The 14,959-nt window shown below is 36.0% G+C and carries 18 protein-coding genes; 7 read left to right on the top strand and 11 right to left on the bottom strand.

Annotation, left to right across the window (positions count from 1 at the left end; all coding sequences use genetic code 11):
- From J4P91_RS05380 to J4P91_RS05390, 3 genes are read right to left on the bottom strand one after another with little or no spacing between them, the layout of a single operon-like run.
- On the bottom strand, window positions 1–669 hold the full coding sequence (locus J4P91_RS05380) for an ABC-2 transporter permease (protein WP_207993178.1): 669 nt from the start codon (window positions 667–669) through the stop codon (window positions 1–3).
- The gene (locus J4P91_RS05385; protein ID WP_207993179.1) at window positions 650–1,522 is read right to left on the bottom strand and encodes an ABC transporter ATP-binding protein; all 873 of its coding nucleotides are present in this window, start codon (window positions 1,520–1,522) and stop codon (window positions 650–652) included. Before J4P91_RS05385 ends, J4P91_RS05380 begins: the two co-directional genes overlap by 20 nt.
- Window positions 1,523–1,528: 6 nt before the next feature.
- Window positions 1,529–1,903 carry a GntR family transcriptional regulator gene (locus tag J4P91_RS05390; RefSeq protein WP_207993180.1) on the bottom strand — a complete coding sequence of 125 codons (375 nt, stop codon included), beginning with the start codon at window positions 1,901–1,903 and terminating at the stop codon, window positions 1,529–1,531.
- A 1,561-nt stretch (window positions 1,904–3,464) separates the two neighbouring features.
- Between J4P91_RS05390 and J4P91_RS05395 the strand changes: the two genes are divergently transcribed.
- The 4 genes from J4P91_RS05395 (at window position 3,465) to J4P91_RS29555 (ending at window position 5,742) form a co-directional block, all read left to right on the top strand.
- Window positions 3,465–3,749 carry a hypothetical protein gene (locus J4P91_RS05395; RefSeq protein ID WP_207993181.1) on the top strand — a complete coding sequence of 95 codons (285 nt, stop codon included), beginning with the start codon at window positions 3,465–3,467 and terminating at the stop codon, window positions 3,747–3,749.
- A gap of 62 nt (window positions 3,750–3,811) precedes the next feature.
- Window positions 3,812–4,291 (top strand): hypothetical protein, encoded by a 480-nt coding sequence (locus J4P91_RS05400; protein WP_207993182.1) that lies wholly within the window; start codon window positions 3,812–3,814, stop codon window positions 4,289–4,291.
- A 46-nt stretch (window positions 4,292–4,337) separates the two neighbouring features.
- A complete protein-coding gene (locus J4P91_RS05405; RefSeq protein WP_207993183.1) occupies window positions 4,338–4,793 on the top strand; it encodes a hypothetical protein in 456 nt (151 codons plus the stop codon).
- Window positions 4,774–5,742, top strand: a complete 969-nt coding sequence (locus J4P91_RS29555; RefSeq protein ID WP_207993184.1) for a dockerin type I domain-containing protein — start codon at window positions 4,774–4,776, stop codon at window positions 5,740–5,742. The genes J4P91_RS05405 and J4P91_RS29555 overlap by 20 nt, the downstream gene beginning before the upstream one ends.
- A gap of 489 nt (window positions 5,743–6,231) precedes the next feature.
- Here the strand turns inward: J4P91_RS29555 and J4P91_RS05415 are convergent, their stop codons facing one another.
- The 5 genes from J4P91_RS05415 to gcvT form a co-directional block, all read right to left on the bottom strand.
- Window positions 6,232–6,423, bottom strand: coding sequence for a hypothetical protein (locus J4P91_RS05415; RefSeq protein WP_017150846.1), 192 nt, complete (start codon window positions 6,421–6,423; stop codon window positions 6,232–6,234).
- Between the two features lie 70 nt (window positions 6,424–6,493).
- Window positions 6,494–6,718 carry a DUF3929 family protein gene (locus J4P91_RS05420; RefSeq protein WP_026049147.1) on the bottom strand — a complete coding sequence of 75 codons (225 nt, stop codon included), beginning with the start codon at window positions 6,716–6,718 and terminating at the stop codon, window positions 6,494–6,496.
- A 269-nt stretch (window positions 6,719–6,987) separates the two neighbouring features.
- Entirely contained in the window at window positions 6,988–8,463 is a 1,476-nt protein-coding gene (gcvPB, locus tag J4P91_RS05425) for an aminomethyl-transferring glycine dehydrogenase subunit 2 (protein ID WP_207993185.1), read from the bottom strand.
- Window positions 8,460–9,803 (bottom strand): aminomethyl-transferring glycine dehydrogenase subunit 1, encoded by a 1,344-nt coding sequence (gene gcvPA / locus J4P91_RS05430; RefSeq protein WP_207993186.1) that lies wholly within the window; start codon window positions 9,801–9,803, stop codon window positions 8,460–8,462. The genes gcvPB and gcvPA overlap by 4 nt, the downstream gene beginning before the upstream one ends.
- Window positions 9,804–9,823: 20 nt before the next feature.
- A complete protein-coding gene (gene gcvT / locus J4P91_RS05435) occupies window positions 9,824–10,924 on the bottom strand; it encodes a glycine cleavage system aminomethyltransferase GcvT (RefSeq protein ID WP_017150842.1) in 1,101 nt (366 codons plus the stop codon).
- A gap of 350 nt (window positions 10,925–11,274) precedes the next feature.
- Here gcvT and J4P91_RS05440 point away from each other — a divergent pair, with 350 nt between their 5' ends.
- Both J4P91_RS05440 and J4P91_RS05445 read left to right on the top strand, forming a co-directional pair.
- Complete coding sequence (locus J4P91_RS05440; RefSeq protein ID WP_017150841.1) at window positions 11,275–12,957, top strand: DEAD/DEAH box helicase; 1,683 nt, start codon at window positions 11,275–11,277, stop codon at window positions 12,955–12,957.
- Window positions 12,944–13,756 carry a YqhG family protein gene (locus tag J4P91_RS05445; protein WP_017150840.1) on the top strand — a complete coding sequence of 271 codons (813 nt, stop codon included), beginning with the start codon at window positions 12,944–12,946 and terminating at the stop codon, window positions 13,754–13,756. The genes J4P91_RS05440 and J4P91_RS05445 overlap by 14 nt, the downstream gene beginning before the upstream one ends.
- A gap of 13 nt (window positions 13,757–13,769) precedes the next feature.
- On the opposite strand, the gene J4P91_RS05450 is transcribed toward J4P91_RS05445, so the two are convergent.
- Together J4P91_RS05450 and J4P91_RS05455 are read right to left on the bottom strand one after the other, a co-directional pair.
- A complete protein-coding gene (locus J4P91_RS05450; protein ID WP_000064866.1) occupies window positions 13,770–13,916 on the bottom strand; it encodes a hypothetical protein in 147 nt (48 codons plus the stop codon).
- Between the two features lie 91 nt (window positions 13,917–14,007).
- Window positions 14,008–14,235 carry a hypothetical protein gene (locus J4P91_RS05455; RefSeq protein ID WP_017150839.1) on the bottom strand — a complete coding sequence of 76 codons (228 nt, stop codon included), beginning with the start codon at window positions 14,233–14,235 and terminating at the stop codon, window positions 14,008–14,010.
- Window positions 14,236–14,320: 85 nt separating this feature from the next.
- Between J4P91_RS05455 and J4P91_RS29560 the strand changes: the two genes are divergently transcribed.
- Window positions 14,321–14,425 carry a GTP pyrophosphokinase gene (locus J4P91_RS29560; RefSeq protein ID WP_307802523.1) on the top strand — a complete coding sequence of 35 codons (105 nt, stop codon included), beginning with the start codon at window positions 14,321–14,323 and terminating at the stop codon, window positions 14,423–14,425.
- Window positions 14,426–14,479: 54 nt separating this feature from the next.
- On the opposite strand, the gene J4P91_RS05460 is transcribed toward J4P91_RS29560, so the two are convergent.
- Window positions 14,480–14,932, bottom strand: a complete 453-nt coding sequence (locus tag J4P91_RS05460) for a TlpA disulfide reductase family protein (protein WP_207993187.1) — start codon at window positions 14,930–14,932, stop codon at window positions 14,480–14,482.
- Between the last annotated feature and the right edge of the window lie 27 nt (window positions 14,933–14,959).

The following is a 14,959-nucleotide window of genomic DNA, read 5'->3' on the forward strand; positions in this document are numbered from 1 at the left end:
TTATAAATCACGTGTTTCATAAATCTTAATGGTAATAAACATAGAAATGATATATATACTAGCTAATATAATTACGCCAACTATAAACACCCCAATATGTGATGGATTCATAATCCAATCAATGAATGACGCTGCCGTACGATTTTGCCTTTCATCAATAAATATTCCAATAATAACGGCTAGTGTCATCGATCCCCCCGTTAGTATTCCCTGCATTACCTTTGATTTTGTACCGTAGTAACTAGGGAACAAAGTTGCTATGAATACAAACGAAAAGACCACTCCTCTTAATACTACATACCATGGAATTTCAATATATAAATTAGGATGGTATACACCTATATTATCAATTGAAGCTATGCCTCTTATTAACCATACCGCTACCATCGTTGCTATCATCCCTACTGCAATAAATATTACACAAGAAATATACCTAGCAATGATGATATCCCTCCGTCTTACAGGTAAACTATTTAAAACAATTTCACTTTTATTTCTTTCATCCATAGCTATCAGTACCATAGCTGAAGACAGCGTGATTAATAAGCAACTTATAGGGAATACCGTTTCACCATTCGGTTCTAAAGCAAACATCATTATGGGCATAATAATGTTAACTAACCAAGTTACACGAAAAAAGAACACATCCTTATATACGAGCTGAAGCATGAGCTCTCCTCCCCTTCGCCGTATAAACAACAATATCGTCTAACGTTGGTCTCTCCAGCACAACTTCGTTCCCAAACCAATCTTCAATCGCCTGTTTATCCTTCGCCAATCCCTCAAAGCCAAATTTATTTTTACGTAAACCAATGAAGAGTTCTTTTCCTTCTGGATCTAATAAGTCGTTGCTTCCTTTTACAATTACGTGATTTTCTAATATCTCATCCTTCTCACCAGTAAAGACAATTTCTCCTTCGTTTATGAACGTAATATAATCCGCAATGCGCTCTAAGTCTGTTGTGATATGTGTCGAAAATAATACCGATATTTCTTCTTCCATCACAATTTCTTGCAATATATCCAGCAGTTCACTACGGACAACTGGATCTAAACCTGCTGTCGGTTCATCCATAATTATGAGTTCCGCATGATGTGATAGCGCAATCGCAATTGCAAATTTCATTTTCATCCCTTTTGATAACTGCTTAATCTTTTTGTTTTTTGGAACTTGTAATCGGTCCATATATGATTGATATTTTTCTTTATCCCATTTTTTATATAGTGGTGCGATAATTCGCTTCATTTGTTCACAGGTTAACTCTTCATAATAGTAATTTTCATCGTATACAAATCCGATATTTTGCTTAATTTCTTTTTCTGCTTTTTTATTGTCCTTACCAAAAATCGTAATATCCCCACTATTTTTTCTTACTAAGTTCATAATCATTTTAATAGTCGTACTTTTCCCCGCACCATTTGGCCCAACAAGTCCCATAATATATCCCCGCGGCAATGTAAAACTTATATTTTTCACTGAAAAATCTTTATAGTTTTTACAAACATTTTTTAACTCTAGCATGGCACTTTATTCCTCCTTATATAGAAGCATGATCATCTCTTGCAACTCTTCAAGTGAAAGCTGTAGAAGTTTACTTTCATTCACAACTTCCTCGACTTTACTTTCTAACAAACGCAATCTCTGTTCTCGTAAGAGTTCATTATTTTTCCTTGAGATATACGTTCCTTTCCCAGCAACCGTTTCAATATACCCTTCTTTTTCAAGCTCCTCATACGCACGCTTCGTCGTTATCACACTAATTTGTAGTTCTTTCGCTAAACTACGGATAGACGGCAATTGATCTCCACCCTTTAGATCACCAGTTAAAATTAGCTGCCGAAGCTGTTTACTAATTTGTTCATAAATAGGATCTGGTGAAGAATTTGAAATAATAATATTCATCTTTTCCTCCACTGTGTATATACTGTATATACTTTACATATACAGTATATACACATCATCCTATTTTTGGCAAGAAAAAAAGACCAACATTTTCCTGTTAGTCCTGGAGCCTCACTTCTTTAATTTTCAGATCTTCTTTTTGAATACGTTGATAAAATTCATTCTCATACACTGTCTTTATTTCTAAAGGAAAGACCTATTTTTTAACATATAAACCAATGCCCAACAGATTGGTACTCCTAAGTATAAGAGCACTAGTTTACTTTTATCAGGGGAGAATCGGATCATTTTTTGTCGAAAATCACTTAGCGTAGTTTTTCTAAAAAATGCTAGCGGTACCCCTATTAATTCTTTAAATGATTTATAGTGATTTTTCATTATAATCATCCTCCTTATTTTCTTTGTAATCTACGATGTAGAAAAAAAACGCGAGAACTTCCCACCTTTACATTTCCAAATTTCAGTTTCACCTCACACAGATCCTTTATTCTCTACTGAAAAACAACTCTCTTGGTTTTAATTAAACATAATTATAGTAATATTCAGATGACCATATTCTCATCACAAAACAACATAGAATTTTGTCGAATTCACTCATCATAATAGAAAATATATAAACATTTCATAGAAAATTTCCCAAACTCAATTTTACTGCAAGTGGTTGACTGTAATTATAATTTTCCGAATAACGATAATAATCATGATGTTAAATTTTTAGGGAGGGTGATTCGAAAAAGAAACACTAGAAAAAATGAATAATAAGAAGATATATCTATTAAACCGGCTTTATTCGTAACATTTTAAGGATTATTACCAATTATAGCTATATTTTCCGTAAATTAAGAAACGTATGAACTGCACCATTTCATACTGAAGTACTAAATAAGCAAAGTATTGTGAAAGCTTCTCTTCTATCATAAGTGGAAAATTAAGTTACGAGATTAGCAGCTAGAGGTGAGTACTTCAAAATTATCAGCGCGCGAACGAATAGTACAACAAATACATACGATAACGTGATATGTATGCCCAAATTAAGTTTCCGATATCTTTAGCACGCTTAGGATTCACGGGATTTAAAGTATAAACAAAAAGAGTTCGTAACTTCTTTTATGACCCGGCTCTATGTCCATTTTAGTTTATGTAAGCGGAACCAAAAAGAACATCATGATTTGGTAGTATATAAAGTGAAACTTTAATCAGTGGGGGTTTTCTTCATCCCCCACTGATTATTAGTTGAACGAATCGGGCTTTTACGGGCAGTTGATCCCCCACCTAACTTCCTTGCTTTCGCTGAACTTTGAGGTGAGGGTCTTACTGCCCGTTAATGCGGGATAAATCCAAATTAACTTCTCAACATTTGCACAACATCTCTATCCATTCCTTTTTTCATTCCACTTTCAGTAGTATACCGAAATGAAGGGTGGTATACGTGTTAAAGACTCTAGTTGGATTTATAAAGATTGATAGAGATTTATAAAAATAAAATAATAGGTAGGTGGATATTGAGTGTACTACATAAAAAAAACAATTTGCGGTAATCGGTCTTTCTAGCGCTCTCGTTTTGTCACAATTCTCTGGATTATTATCAAGCTCTTCCTTTTCGGAGGTTGCACACGCAGAAGAGAACGGAACAGCAGGGGAAATACTAGCTAACCTTACTCAAGAACAGCATGATGCTCTTACGAAACTACGATCATTAAATGAGACTGGTCTACATTTAACACCAGAGGTAAATGTGGAGAGTACAGACGAAATTTCTGTTATTGTTGAATTTAAACAAAAACCATATCAAGTAGCTGTATTAGAAGCAGCTGCAGAGGGAAAACAGCAAAAACATTTGATGTAAAAATAGAATTTCAAACAGATGTAAGAGGATCAAAGGACGCAAAGAAAAACGGTGTGAAGGCGATGACAAGTCATTCAATTACACTCGAGGGCGGCAGTGAAAAGAAGATCAACTTTGGCATTCTCATTCCAAAAACAGCAGAAAAGGGAATCTATGAAGGGTATGTGGTGTATACAAACAAAGACAATCCATCTGAAACGTATCAAATCCCATTCGGTATTAATTATGTAGAAGATGGATTTGAAAAGTTCACAGTGCTAACAAAGTCACTAACAACGACATCTCAGTCGGCACCAAACCCATTTTCGACTTACGGTATCTATACGTCCTTAAAGTTGAAGTCGAATGTAAAAAGGGTTGATTTCATGCTTGTAGATACCAAAACAAACAAATATGTTGGGTCTCTCGGCTTTAATTCAAACTTAAATGGAAATCCAAGAAGAGTATACTCTTCTTGGATTTGGGACGTATACACCATTTATTGGAGATCCAGACAAACCATTTTCTACCGATCCAAAATATTTAAACTCTTCATTTTCTGATAGTTCAGATTTTATACCACATGGAAATTATAAGGTAAGAGCCATTATGACGACTGAGCAAGGAAAAACTATTACAGCAGAAAATGAAGAATATCTATTTACAGATAATACGGCACCAGAATTTAAGCTTTCTCTTCCACACGGAGTGTACGAGTATGAAGCAGGTCAAAAAACGGTTCCCGTTTCAGGGTCTATTTACGAGAAGAATATTAATGATATGATGGCTGCCGGTTTCAATATTTCGCAAGCTGCGAATAAAGTTATGTATTATTACAACAAACCTAAGCCAGGCCCAACAGATATGGCTTTGAAACCAAACAGTAATATCTCTATTAATCCAGATGGAACGTTTGCAAGTGAAATACCAATGGATGAATCCATCCCGATTCTTCCTGTTCGTTTCTATAGTCATAGTGTATCAACAGCAGGGAATTATCCAAAAATGCCGACAACTTACTTTATAAAAAAAAGGTACACAATATGTGGCGGCTACACCGAATAAGCAAGATATAAAAATGGGTGAAACTGTAACTTATACATTAACAATGAATAATGCTAATAAATTGAAAGAACAAACATTTACATTTGATTATTTAGGAGAATACTTCGACATTACGGGGGTCGCTGTGAATTCAGAGTCTCAGAATAAAGTAACTGTAACCGATAAAGAATTATCAGGAAGCGGGACGCTTAAAAAACATAGCATTCAAGTATCTGCAAAAGATGCTGCTCAAGGTATTGATGGAAATATTTCGGTAGATGTAACAATGAAAGTGAAGGATAACCTATATTATGACGCTGAACTAGACTTAAAAAATCTAACATCATCGTATATCAATACTGAAAACGCAACAACCTATGTTCCAGGTCTATCTGTTGAGTCATATGTGGTCCCAACATTTTCGGAAGTGATTGTGTCATCTCTGGCTGAAGGAATTCCTAAAACAGCGGATTATACAAAAGTAGGTGCATCTGCCACTGTTACAGATAAGAACAATCAACAATATAAAGGAACAGTCGCGAATACTGGTGGCGAAGGCCATCCAATGGCAACTATTTCTAAGCTGCCGGTAACTTCTGAAGAGTTTAAGTATCACCTTCACGTACCTGGTCACTTTGAAGTCAGCAGACCATTTACCGTTTTTAAACAAGACGGAGAAACCATTCGAGGAGAACATGATGCAAAGCTTACTGCAACGTTGGTAGCTGGTGATGTTAACCGAGATCAAGTCATCGATATTATGGATGCAGTATTCATGGAAGAAAATTGGAAAACAAACAAACGCAGTGCGGACATCAACTTTGATGGTACAGTTGATATGAAAGACTTTGCGTTTATAGAAAAGAATTTCTTACTAGTAAATAAAACTGCAACGAACCCTCCAAAACCGAAAGAGAAATATAAAGGGAAGACGTTAGAAAGTATCAAAAAAGAATTAGAAGGTAAGTAATAAAAGGAAGATTAGCTTCATTACTTTAAATTGTAACCCGAATAACGGCCACTAAAAAAAGGGGCTGTTGTTCGGGTTCATTCGTTTTTTTACTATAGAATTAAAAATTGGTATACATAGTTAGGAAATATTTAATCTCCTATTCGCTTAGGAGATTTACATCAATTTCTTAAAGGAATATAGGTTTACCAAGCCAACTACAACATTAGAGTTGCTTCGTCTCTTACAAATTATATAATGAGAGCTCCGTTTTTTCTTAGAGTAGAAAAAACGGAGCTCTTTATCGCGCTATTTGCGGGCAGTAATACCCCACCTCAAGATTCTAAGGGAACTAAAGAAGATAGATGGGAGATGAACTACCCGTAAAAGCCCGATTGGTGAGGGCTAATAATCAGTTGGTGCTTAAGCCCCTCACTGATTAAAGTTTCACTTTATGTAGAAAATTGTTTACTGTGTTTTTTTCGATTTGCTGGCGTGAAACTCCATGTATTACTTCTCAAATCGCTCTAACATTTCATCTCTCATCCCAAAGCTAACAACCGCAATTCCTACATACATAAAAATAAGAAATGCCGGATGTACTGCATTGTACCAGCTGCTATCAACTATTAAATATACCGTTAATGCCACAACAAGCACAAAAGCTAAAACGAACATATAAAAGTGTCTTGTACTACCCATGATAAACTCCTCTCTTCTCACTTCACCATTCAACAGTATATTTTATCGAATAATTTGATATGACTCAAGGTTAACTTTCTTTTATATAATCGAGTTCTACCTTTACAATGTCGTCACAAGCTATTGAAATAATTGTTCCTTGTTTATCAATCGCTGTCACTTCTGCGTTATCCATTACACGATGTGCTACACGCTCTAACATTTTTCCATGATCTCGATAACAAAATTCCTTTATATCTTTAATCGTTTTACCGTTTTCTAAATGATACACCATCCTATAACACTTATAGCCCATTCCCTCACCCCAAATTGTTCGTTTTTTCACATATACTTAAAAATGAGTTACTCTCCTCATTACATCCTCTTAATTTCAATAAAATTCTAACAAAAATACACAATTTTATCAAACCGACTTTTTCAACAAAAAAGCTTAAAAATCACCTTCCTTCCCTACTGTTACATAAAATACAAAAAAATTTTACATTATTTTCATAATCTCTGCACAATTTCTCCACAAAAAAAAAAGAACCCGCGTATAACGAGTTCTTTTCATTTTACATTTACTCAAACTTGTACAGGAGTTGGCTTTTGATAACGTAAAATTGGTTTACGAGCAGCCATTGTTTCGTCTAGACGTTTAATTACCGTTGTATGTGGTGCTTCTTGTACAACTTCTGGATTTTCTTCTGCTTCTTTTGCGATTTGAATCATCTTATCGATGAAACCGTCTAATGTTTCTTTTGACTCTGTTTCTGTTGGCTCAATCATAATACATTCTTCCACATTTAACGGGAAATAAATTGTTGGTGGATGGTAGCCAAAATCAAGCAGACGTTTTGCGATATCTAGCGTACGTACACCAAGTTTCTTTTGACGACGACCTGATAATACAAATTCATGCTTACAATGTCTATCAAATGGAAGGTCATAGAACGGCGCTAATCTTCTCATCATATAGTTTGCATTTAATACAGCATATTCTGTTACTGCACGTAGACCATCTGGACCCATAGAACGAATATACGTATAAGCACGAACGTTAATACCAAAGTTTCCATAGAATGGTTTCACGCGTCCAATTGCTTGTGGACGATCGTAGTTAAAGTGATAACCATTTTCTGTTTTCTCTAAAATTGGTTTTGGTAAAAATGGGATTAAATCTGCTTTGACACCTACTGGACCAGAACCTGGGCCACCGCCGCCATGCGGACCTGTAAATGTTTTATGAAGGTTTAAATGCACAACGTCAAATCCCATATCGCCAGGGCGTGCTTGGCTTAATACTGCATTTAAGTTCGCACCATCATAATACAATTTACCGCCTGCATTATGAACGATTTCTGCCATTTCTAAAATATTTTCTTCAAATAAACCAAGTGTATTTGGATTTGTTAACATAAGCGCGGCTGTTTCTTCATTCACAACACGTTTTAAATCTTCTAAGTCAACAAGACCATTCTCATTTGATTTTACTGTAATTGTTTCAAATCCTGCTACTGTTGCAGATGCTGGGTTTGTTCCGTGCGCGGAGTCAGGAACGATAACTTTGGTACGGTTATGGTCACCGTTTGCTTCATGGTATGCACGGATTAACATTAACCCTGTCCATTCCCCATGTGCACCAGCTGCTGGTTGAAGTGTAACAGTATCCATACCAGTAATCTCGATTAAATGTTCTTGTAAGTCGTACATTAATTCCATTGCACCTTGCACTGTTTTTTCATCTTGAAGTGGATGAATGTGTGCAAAGCCTGGGAAACGTGCCACGTTTTCGTTGATTTTTGGATTGTACTTCATCGTACAAGATCCTAATGGATAGAATCCAGAATCAACGCCGTGATTACGATTTGAAAGTGCTGTGTAATGGCGCATAATATCAAGTTCAGATACTTCTGGAAGCTCAGCATCTTCAGTACGGATATAATCGCTCTCAAACACATCTTCTAATTTTACTTCTTCTACATCTAATTGGGGTAAGCTATATCCTACGCGTCCTTCTCTGCTCACTTCAAAAATAAGTGCTTGGTCTTGGTTCTTCATTGGATAGCCCCCATTTCGTTTACAAGTGTGTCAATTTCTTCTTTTGTACGAAGTTCCGTGACCGCTAGAAGCATATGATTTGTTAATTCTTTATAATCACGGCCTAAGTCGTAACCACCGATAATATTTTTTTGTACTAATGCATCATTTACTTCTTGTACTGGACGTTTGCAATCTACAACAAATTCATTGAAGAATGGTCCAGCAAATGTTACTGTGAATCCTTTTGCTTCAAATTGACGTTTTGCATATTGTGCTTTAGAAATATTTTGACGTGCCATTTCTTTCACACCTTGTCTTCCAAGTGCTGTCATTGCAACAGACGCTGCTAACGCGTTTAATGCTTGGTTTGAACAAATATTGGATGTCGCTTTATCACGACGAATGTGTTGTTCACGAGCCTGCAGTGTTAATACGAAGCCGCGTTTTCCATCTGAATCCACAGTTTGTCCGACAAGACGCCCTGGAATTTTACGCATAAATGCTTTCGTTGTTGCGAAATAACCGCAGTGTGGTCCACCAAATTGTGTTGGGATACCAAATGGTTGTGCATCACCAATCACAATATCAGCACCAAATTTACCTGGTGGTGTTAACGCACCTAATGATAACGGATTTGAAGAAACGATAAATAATGATTTTTGCTGATGAACGATTTTCTCAATATCAGCTAATTTCTCCACTTGCCCAAAGAAGTTTGGATATTGAACGATTACGCAAGCGACTGTATCATCTACTTCACTTTGTAATACATTTAAATCTGTTACACCGTCTTTATGATCAATTTCAACAACTTCAAGATGTTGACCTTTTGCATATGTTTCAAGTACTGCTCTTGATTCCGGATGAACTGCTTTAGAAACAAGAATTTTCTTTTTGCGAGTATGACCAGCTGCTAGCATTGCCGCCTCTGCTAACGCTGTACCTCCGTCATACATAGAGGAGTTTGCTACATCCATTCCTGTTAATTCACAAATCATTGTTTGAAATTCAAAAATCGCTTGTAATTCCCCTTGTGAAATTTCCGGTTGGTATGGAGTATAAGCTGTATAAAATTCTGAACGAGAAAGAACATGATCAACAATTACTGGCGCATAATGATCGTATACACCTGCTCCTAAGAAGGAAGCATAATCTTTTAAATTCGCATTTTTACGAGAAAGTTCAGACAGTTCTTTTAAAAGTTCTGGCTCTGACTTCGCTTGTTTAATCTTTAAATCCCCTTTGAAACGAACACTTTCTGGAATATCGGAAAATAATTCATCAATCGTTTGAACGCCGATCGTTTGTAACATTTCTTTTTTGTCTTCTTCTGTCATTGGAAGATAACGATGCAACATGAAATCTACCCCTCTCCCCGTTACTTTGAACGTTTGTAAAATGGTGTTGGAACGACTACTGCTTTGACGCGTTTATTACGAATCTCAATTTCTACTTCTGTATCAACTGCTGCGTATTTTACATCAACTAATGCTAAACCAATACTTTTCTTTAACGTTGGAGATTGTGTGCCACTTGTAACTTCCCCGATTTTTTCTTCGCCTACATATACAGGATAATGCGTACGAGGAATACCACGCTCAATTACTTCGATGCCGACTAATTTACGAGGTGCACCGTTTTCTTTGTATTCTTTTAGTGTTTCTTTCCCAAAGAAATCTACCTCTTTGTTTGTTTTTACTGCAAAACCAATTCCAGCTTCAATTGGTGTAATATCTTTCGATAATTCTTGCCCATAAAGTGGAAGTGTTGCTTCAAAACGAAGTGTATCACGTGCTCCTAAACCACATGGTTTTAAGCCGTCTTCTGCTCCAACTTCAAGAAGTTTCTCCCAAAGTTTTGCAGCATCTTCACTCTTGCAGTAAATTTCAAATCCGTCTTCACCCGTATAACCAGTGCGTGATACAAGGGCAGGAGTGCCATCTACAAGAACATCGTTTTTAAATTTAAAGAACTTAATTTCTTTTAAATCTTCTGACACAACTTTTTGTAAAATGCCTTCTGCTTTTGGTCCTTGAATTGCAAGCTGTGCAATTTCACTAGAAACATTGACTACTTTCGTATCGCCAATTACATGACTTGCTAACCATTCGTAATCTTTCTCGATATTCGATGCATTGATTACTAATAAGTAGTCTTCTTCGTCACGTTTGTAGATTAACAAATCATCTACAGTACCACCATTTTCGTAACACATTGCTGTATATTGTGCGCCTCCTACCTTTAAGGTAGAAACGTCATTTGTAACAACACGTTGTAAAAATGCTAAACTATCTGCACCTGTGACTTCAACTTCTCCCATGTGAGACACATCAAACAGACCCGCTGCTGTACGAACAGCCTCGTGCTCTTCTTTAATACTTGAAAATTGAACTGGTAATTCCCAACCACCAAAGTCGATTGTTTTCCCACCATACTTCGCGTAAACATCAAATAGCGGTGTACGTTGTAATGTAATCATGTTCTTTCCCCCTTATGCTGTCTATGACAAATCAATAAAAGTTGGCTTCCCGTATCTAAACATTTTTTATTCAGAAAAGATGGGATATACGGAATCTCAATGCATTTTTTTATGAAAGCGTAAATAAAAAAGTACTTTCTTGGATAAAATACGAAAGATTCCATACATTTCACACCATTATCCTAACATTTTTCGATCTATTTCATCAATATTCTAGCATAAAAAATAATTTGGAATTTTTTATTCTTATACTTGCAAAAACGACTTCACCTGAAAATGCTAGAAATTATAGTTTTTGGTGAAGGGTATAACAATAACCGTTTTAGTTTACAGAAGGTGGGAGAGTTTCAATGAATGTCGATATTTCCGTAGATCGGACATGGCAAAATAATTTTTTAAAACGAATTGATGAAGACGGCCCTTGGACAAATTGGGAACTATATGATTTAGCCTATAAAACAGAAAAATCATTGCTTGTCCCTACATTTGATGGTTTACAAGCACCGAAACACTTATCCCATTTCACGCCGCTTCCTCATCAGCTAGAAGTAGCACAAACTGTTATTGAGCAAATGAATGGAAAAGCAATACTAGCAGATGAAGTTGGGCTTGGAAAAACAATTGAAGCGGGTCTTATTTTAAAAGAATATATGGTGCGCGGTCTTGTTAAAAAAGTACTTATACTCGTTCCAGCCTCCCTTGTTTCCCAGTGGGCATATGAACTTAACACAAAGTTTTTTATCCCTGCAGTTGCCCAGAGAAAAAGCTACTCGTGGGAACAAGCTGACGTTATCGTTTCATCCATTGATACAGCAAAGCGTTCACCGCATCGTGATATCGTTTTAAACTTAGAGTATGATCTCATCATTATTGATGAGGCACATAAACTCAAAAATAATAAAACAAAAAACTATGAATTTGCGCAGCGTCTAAAAAAGAAGTTTTGTTTATTACTAACCGCAACACCTGTCCAAAACAAAATCGATGAAATCTTTAATCTTGTTTCCTTATTAAAACCAGGTCATTTAGGGAATCAATCTAACTTCGAAGAATATTATGCTTCCAAAAATCGTTCACCGGAGTCAGATGAAGATTTAAAAGCACTCATTAACAAAGTGATGGTAAGAAATCGGCGAAATGGTACGGGGATCGAATGGCCGAAAAGGCACGTCCGCACAATATTTATTGATTTTAATGAGGAAGAGCAAGCTTTATATGATGCAATTGAAAATTGGAAAGGACAAGACGCTTTTACCTCTGCCTTTTCATCATTAACTTTGAAACGAGAGGTATGTAGTAGCCGTGAAGCGGTTTATTACTCACTCAAAAAGCATGTGGAAAAAAGACAAAAAGAAAATGAGAATTATATACCAGACCCATATATCGATGTTTTAATGAATAAAATCAATCATATTCCTTTTAATTCAAAAGCAAATCAAGCACTAGAACTTATAAAAGAAATTAATGATAAAGTCGTCATCTTTACAGAATACAGAGCAACGCAAATGTATTTACAATGGTTTTTAAAACAACATGGTATTTCATCTGTTCCCTTTCGAGGTGGATTCAAACGCGGAAAAAAAGATTGGATGAAAGAACTCTTCCAAAATCACGCGCAAGTGTTAATCGCAACAGAAGCAGGCGGTGAAGGGATTAACTTACAATTTTGTAGTCATATGATTAACTATGACTTGCCTTGGAATCCGATGCGGCTTGAACAGCGGATTGGACGTATTCATAGGCTTGGTCAAAAAAATGATGTCCATATTTATAACCTAGCAACAAAACATACAGTTGAAGAACATATCTTGAAACTTCTATATGAAAAAATCAATTTATTTGAGCGAGTCATCGGTGAACTTGATGAGATTTTAACAAGAATCAATATGAAAAATATCGATGCGCATATTCAAGAGATTTTCGCAGGGTCAAAGAGCGAAGGAGAAATTCGAATTAAGATGGAAAATTTAACATCTATCATCGACTTTGCGAAGAGAAACGAAGCAGAGGTGCAAGGTTATGCAGCAACATGAAATTCATAATTACTTATGGGGTTTTTTTGAGGCAAACGACTGTGAAATTTCCCAGCGTTCCCCGCATCTACTAGATGTACAATTAACAATTGAGATGGATAAACTATTGATGAATCGCCCTTTTTATTGGCATTACCTTGAGAAAACAGGCGGCATCCCAAATCCCATGCGACTCACTCTCATTACAGATCCAGAGAATGACGAAGAGGAAGGTGAGCTTATTCACTACGGCTCTCCTCGCCTGCATCAAATCTTTCAAACAACAAAAGAACTCGGATCATACATACGTTTATTCGAAGAAGTGAATTCAGGTGGTACAACTCATACACCACTTCATCCATGGCTTGGTGTCAATGTAAAAGTATGTTATCAATGCGATCGAAAGAAAGACATGCTTCATTCCATTGGGATTCATCTTATTTCTGGAACAATGATTACAAACTTTCATGAAACATTAGCAAAAATTCGGCTCACGCCAAAAATACCAGATTTCAGTTTTACACTTACTCCAATTATTAAGCCACAAAGTGGATTACAGCGAATAGAAGATGCATTAAAAAACCTTATCGCAGCAGATGATCATACATGGGCTGAAGAAGCACGTGTACGCTGGAATCATGATTTAGCACTTCTAAATCGCTTTTACGAAGAAAGTGAAGCGCTTCCCGAAAGCTACGAAATAGAAAAGCAAGCCTTACAAGAGCAATACGAACCGCATATTACAATGCAAATTATAAATGGTGGACTCTTTTATGTAACCGCTAATCATTTTTTTCATGAGAAAAGCCCCTTCATATGAGAAGGAGCTTTTCTTATATTTTCCCATTATACTTCCGGCCATCGTTATGTTCTTGTTGCTGCTTTTCTGTCATTCGCTTTTGATATTCTCTGTCTTTTGCACTTACATGGTTTGCATCTGTTGGAAGATTCTTTTTCGAACGTCCTACGCCATTACTCATCTCTTTCACCCCTTATGTTTTTCAAATTCATTCTTATTGTCAGCTAGAGGGGCAATCCTTATACAAAAATAAGAGAAGCTTTTCGCTCCTCTTATTCCTTCACATATTTCTGAAACATATCGTGTAAGCCTTGATTTACGAGATGAGAGATCTGTTCGTCAGATTTATGCGGATAACGATCACGCAACCTGATAGATGCTTTCACCATTAAATTTTCTAATACAGAACGGCCACCTTCACCATAAATAATTTCAGCATATTCTACAAGCCTTCCATCTTCTATTGTTGCTGGATTATGATTGAAGAAAAATTTACTCATTGTCTCCACCTCTCTTTTTTGATAACGTTTACATTTATATAGATTATTTATGTTATTTATTTCACAATATTGTATGCATGTATAGATGATTAGTTTCATTATAAAACAACATGACGATAGGAATAACTTAAGTTTTCGTCAATTTTGTGAACAAACTTTTAAAAATGAAAGCGTTTTAATTATTATATAATAAAAAAGATTACCACGCTAGTGGCAATCTTTTTTATTTCTACTAAACTATGACTTACGCTTCGTTTGCTTCGTTTAGTACACGCTCAAGACGTTTACGAAGCATTGGCATACCGCTTCCACCCGCTTGGAAATGACGAAGCTTACCTTCTTTATCAAATACGTAGTAAGCAGGAACATATTTATTTTCAAATGCATCTGTAATCGCATGTTTGCTATCAACTAAAATTGGTTGAATGATGTCATGGCTTTCTGCCATTTTTTCAATTACTGCTAAGTCTAAATCTTCTTCTGAACGAGGCATATGAACCGCTACAACGTTTAAGCGATCATCATACTCATCACGTAATTCATTTACTTCTGGCATCGCTTCTTTACATAAGTAACAGCTTACAGACCAAAAGTGAATTAATGTCGGCTTATCTCCAATTAAATCTTCACTCGTTACTGCGTCATTTAAAATTTCTGTTGCACCTTCTAATGATGGCATTTGTTCACGTAATTTCATTCTATCTATTCCTCCTACGACTTATAA

The organism is Bacillus sp. XF8 (assembly GCF_017498755.1).
GTDB lineage: Bacteria > Bacillota > Bacilli > Bacillales > Bacillaceae_G > Bacillus_A > Bacillus_A bingmayongensis.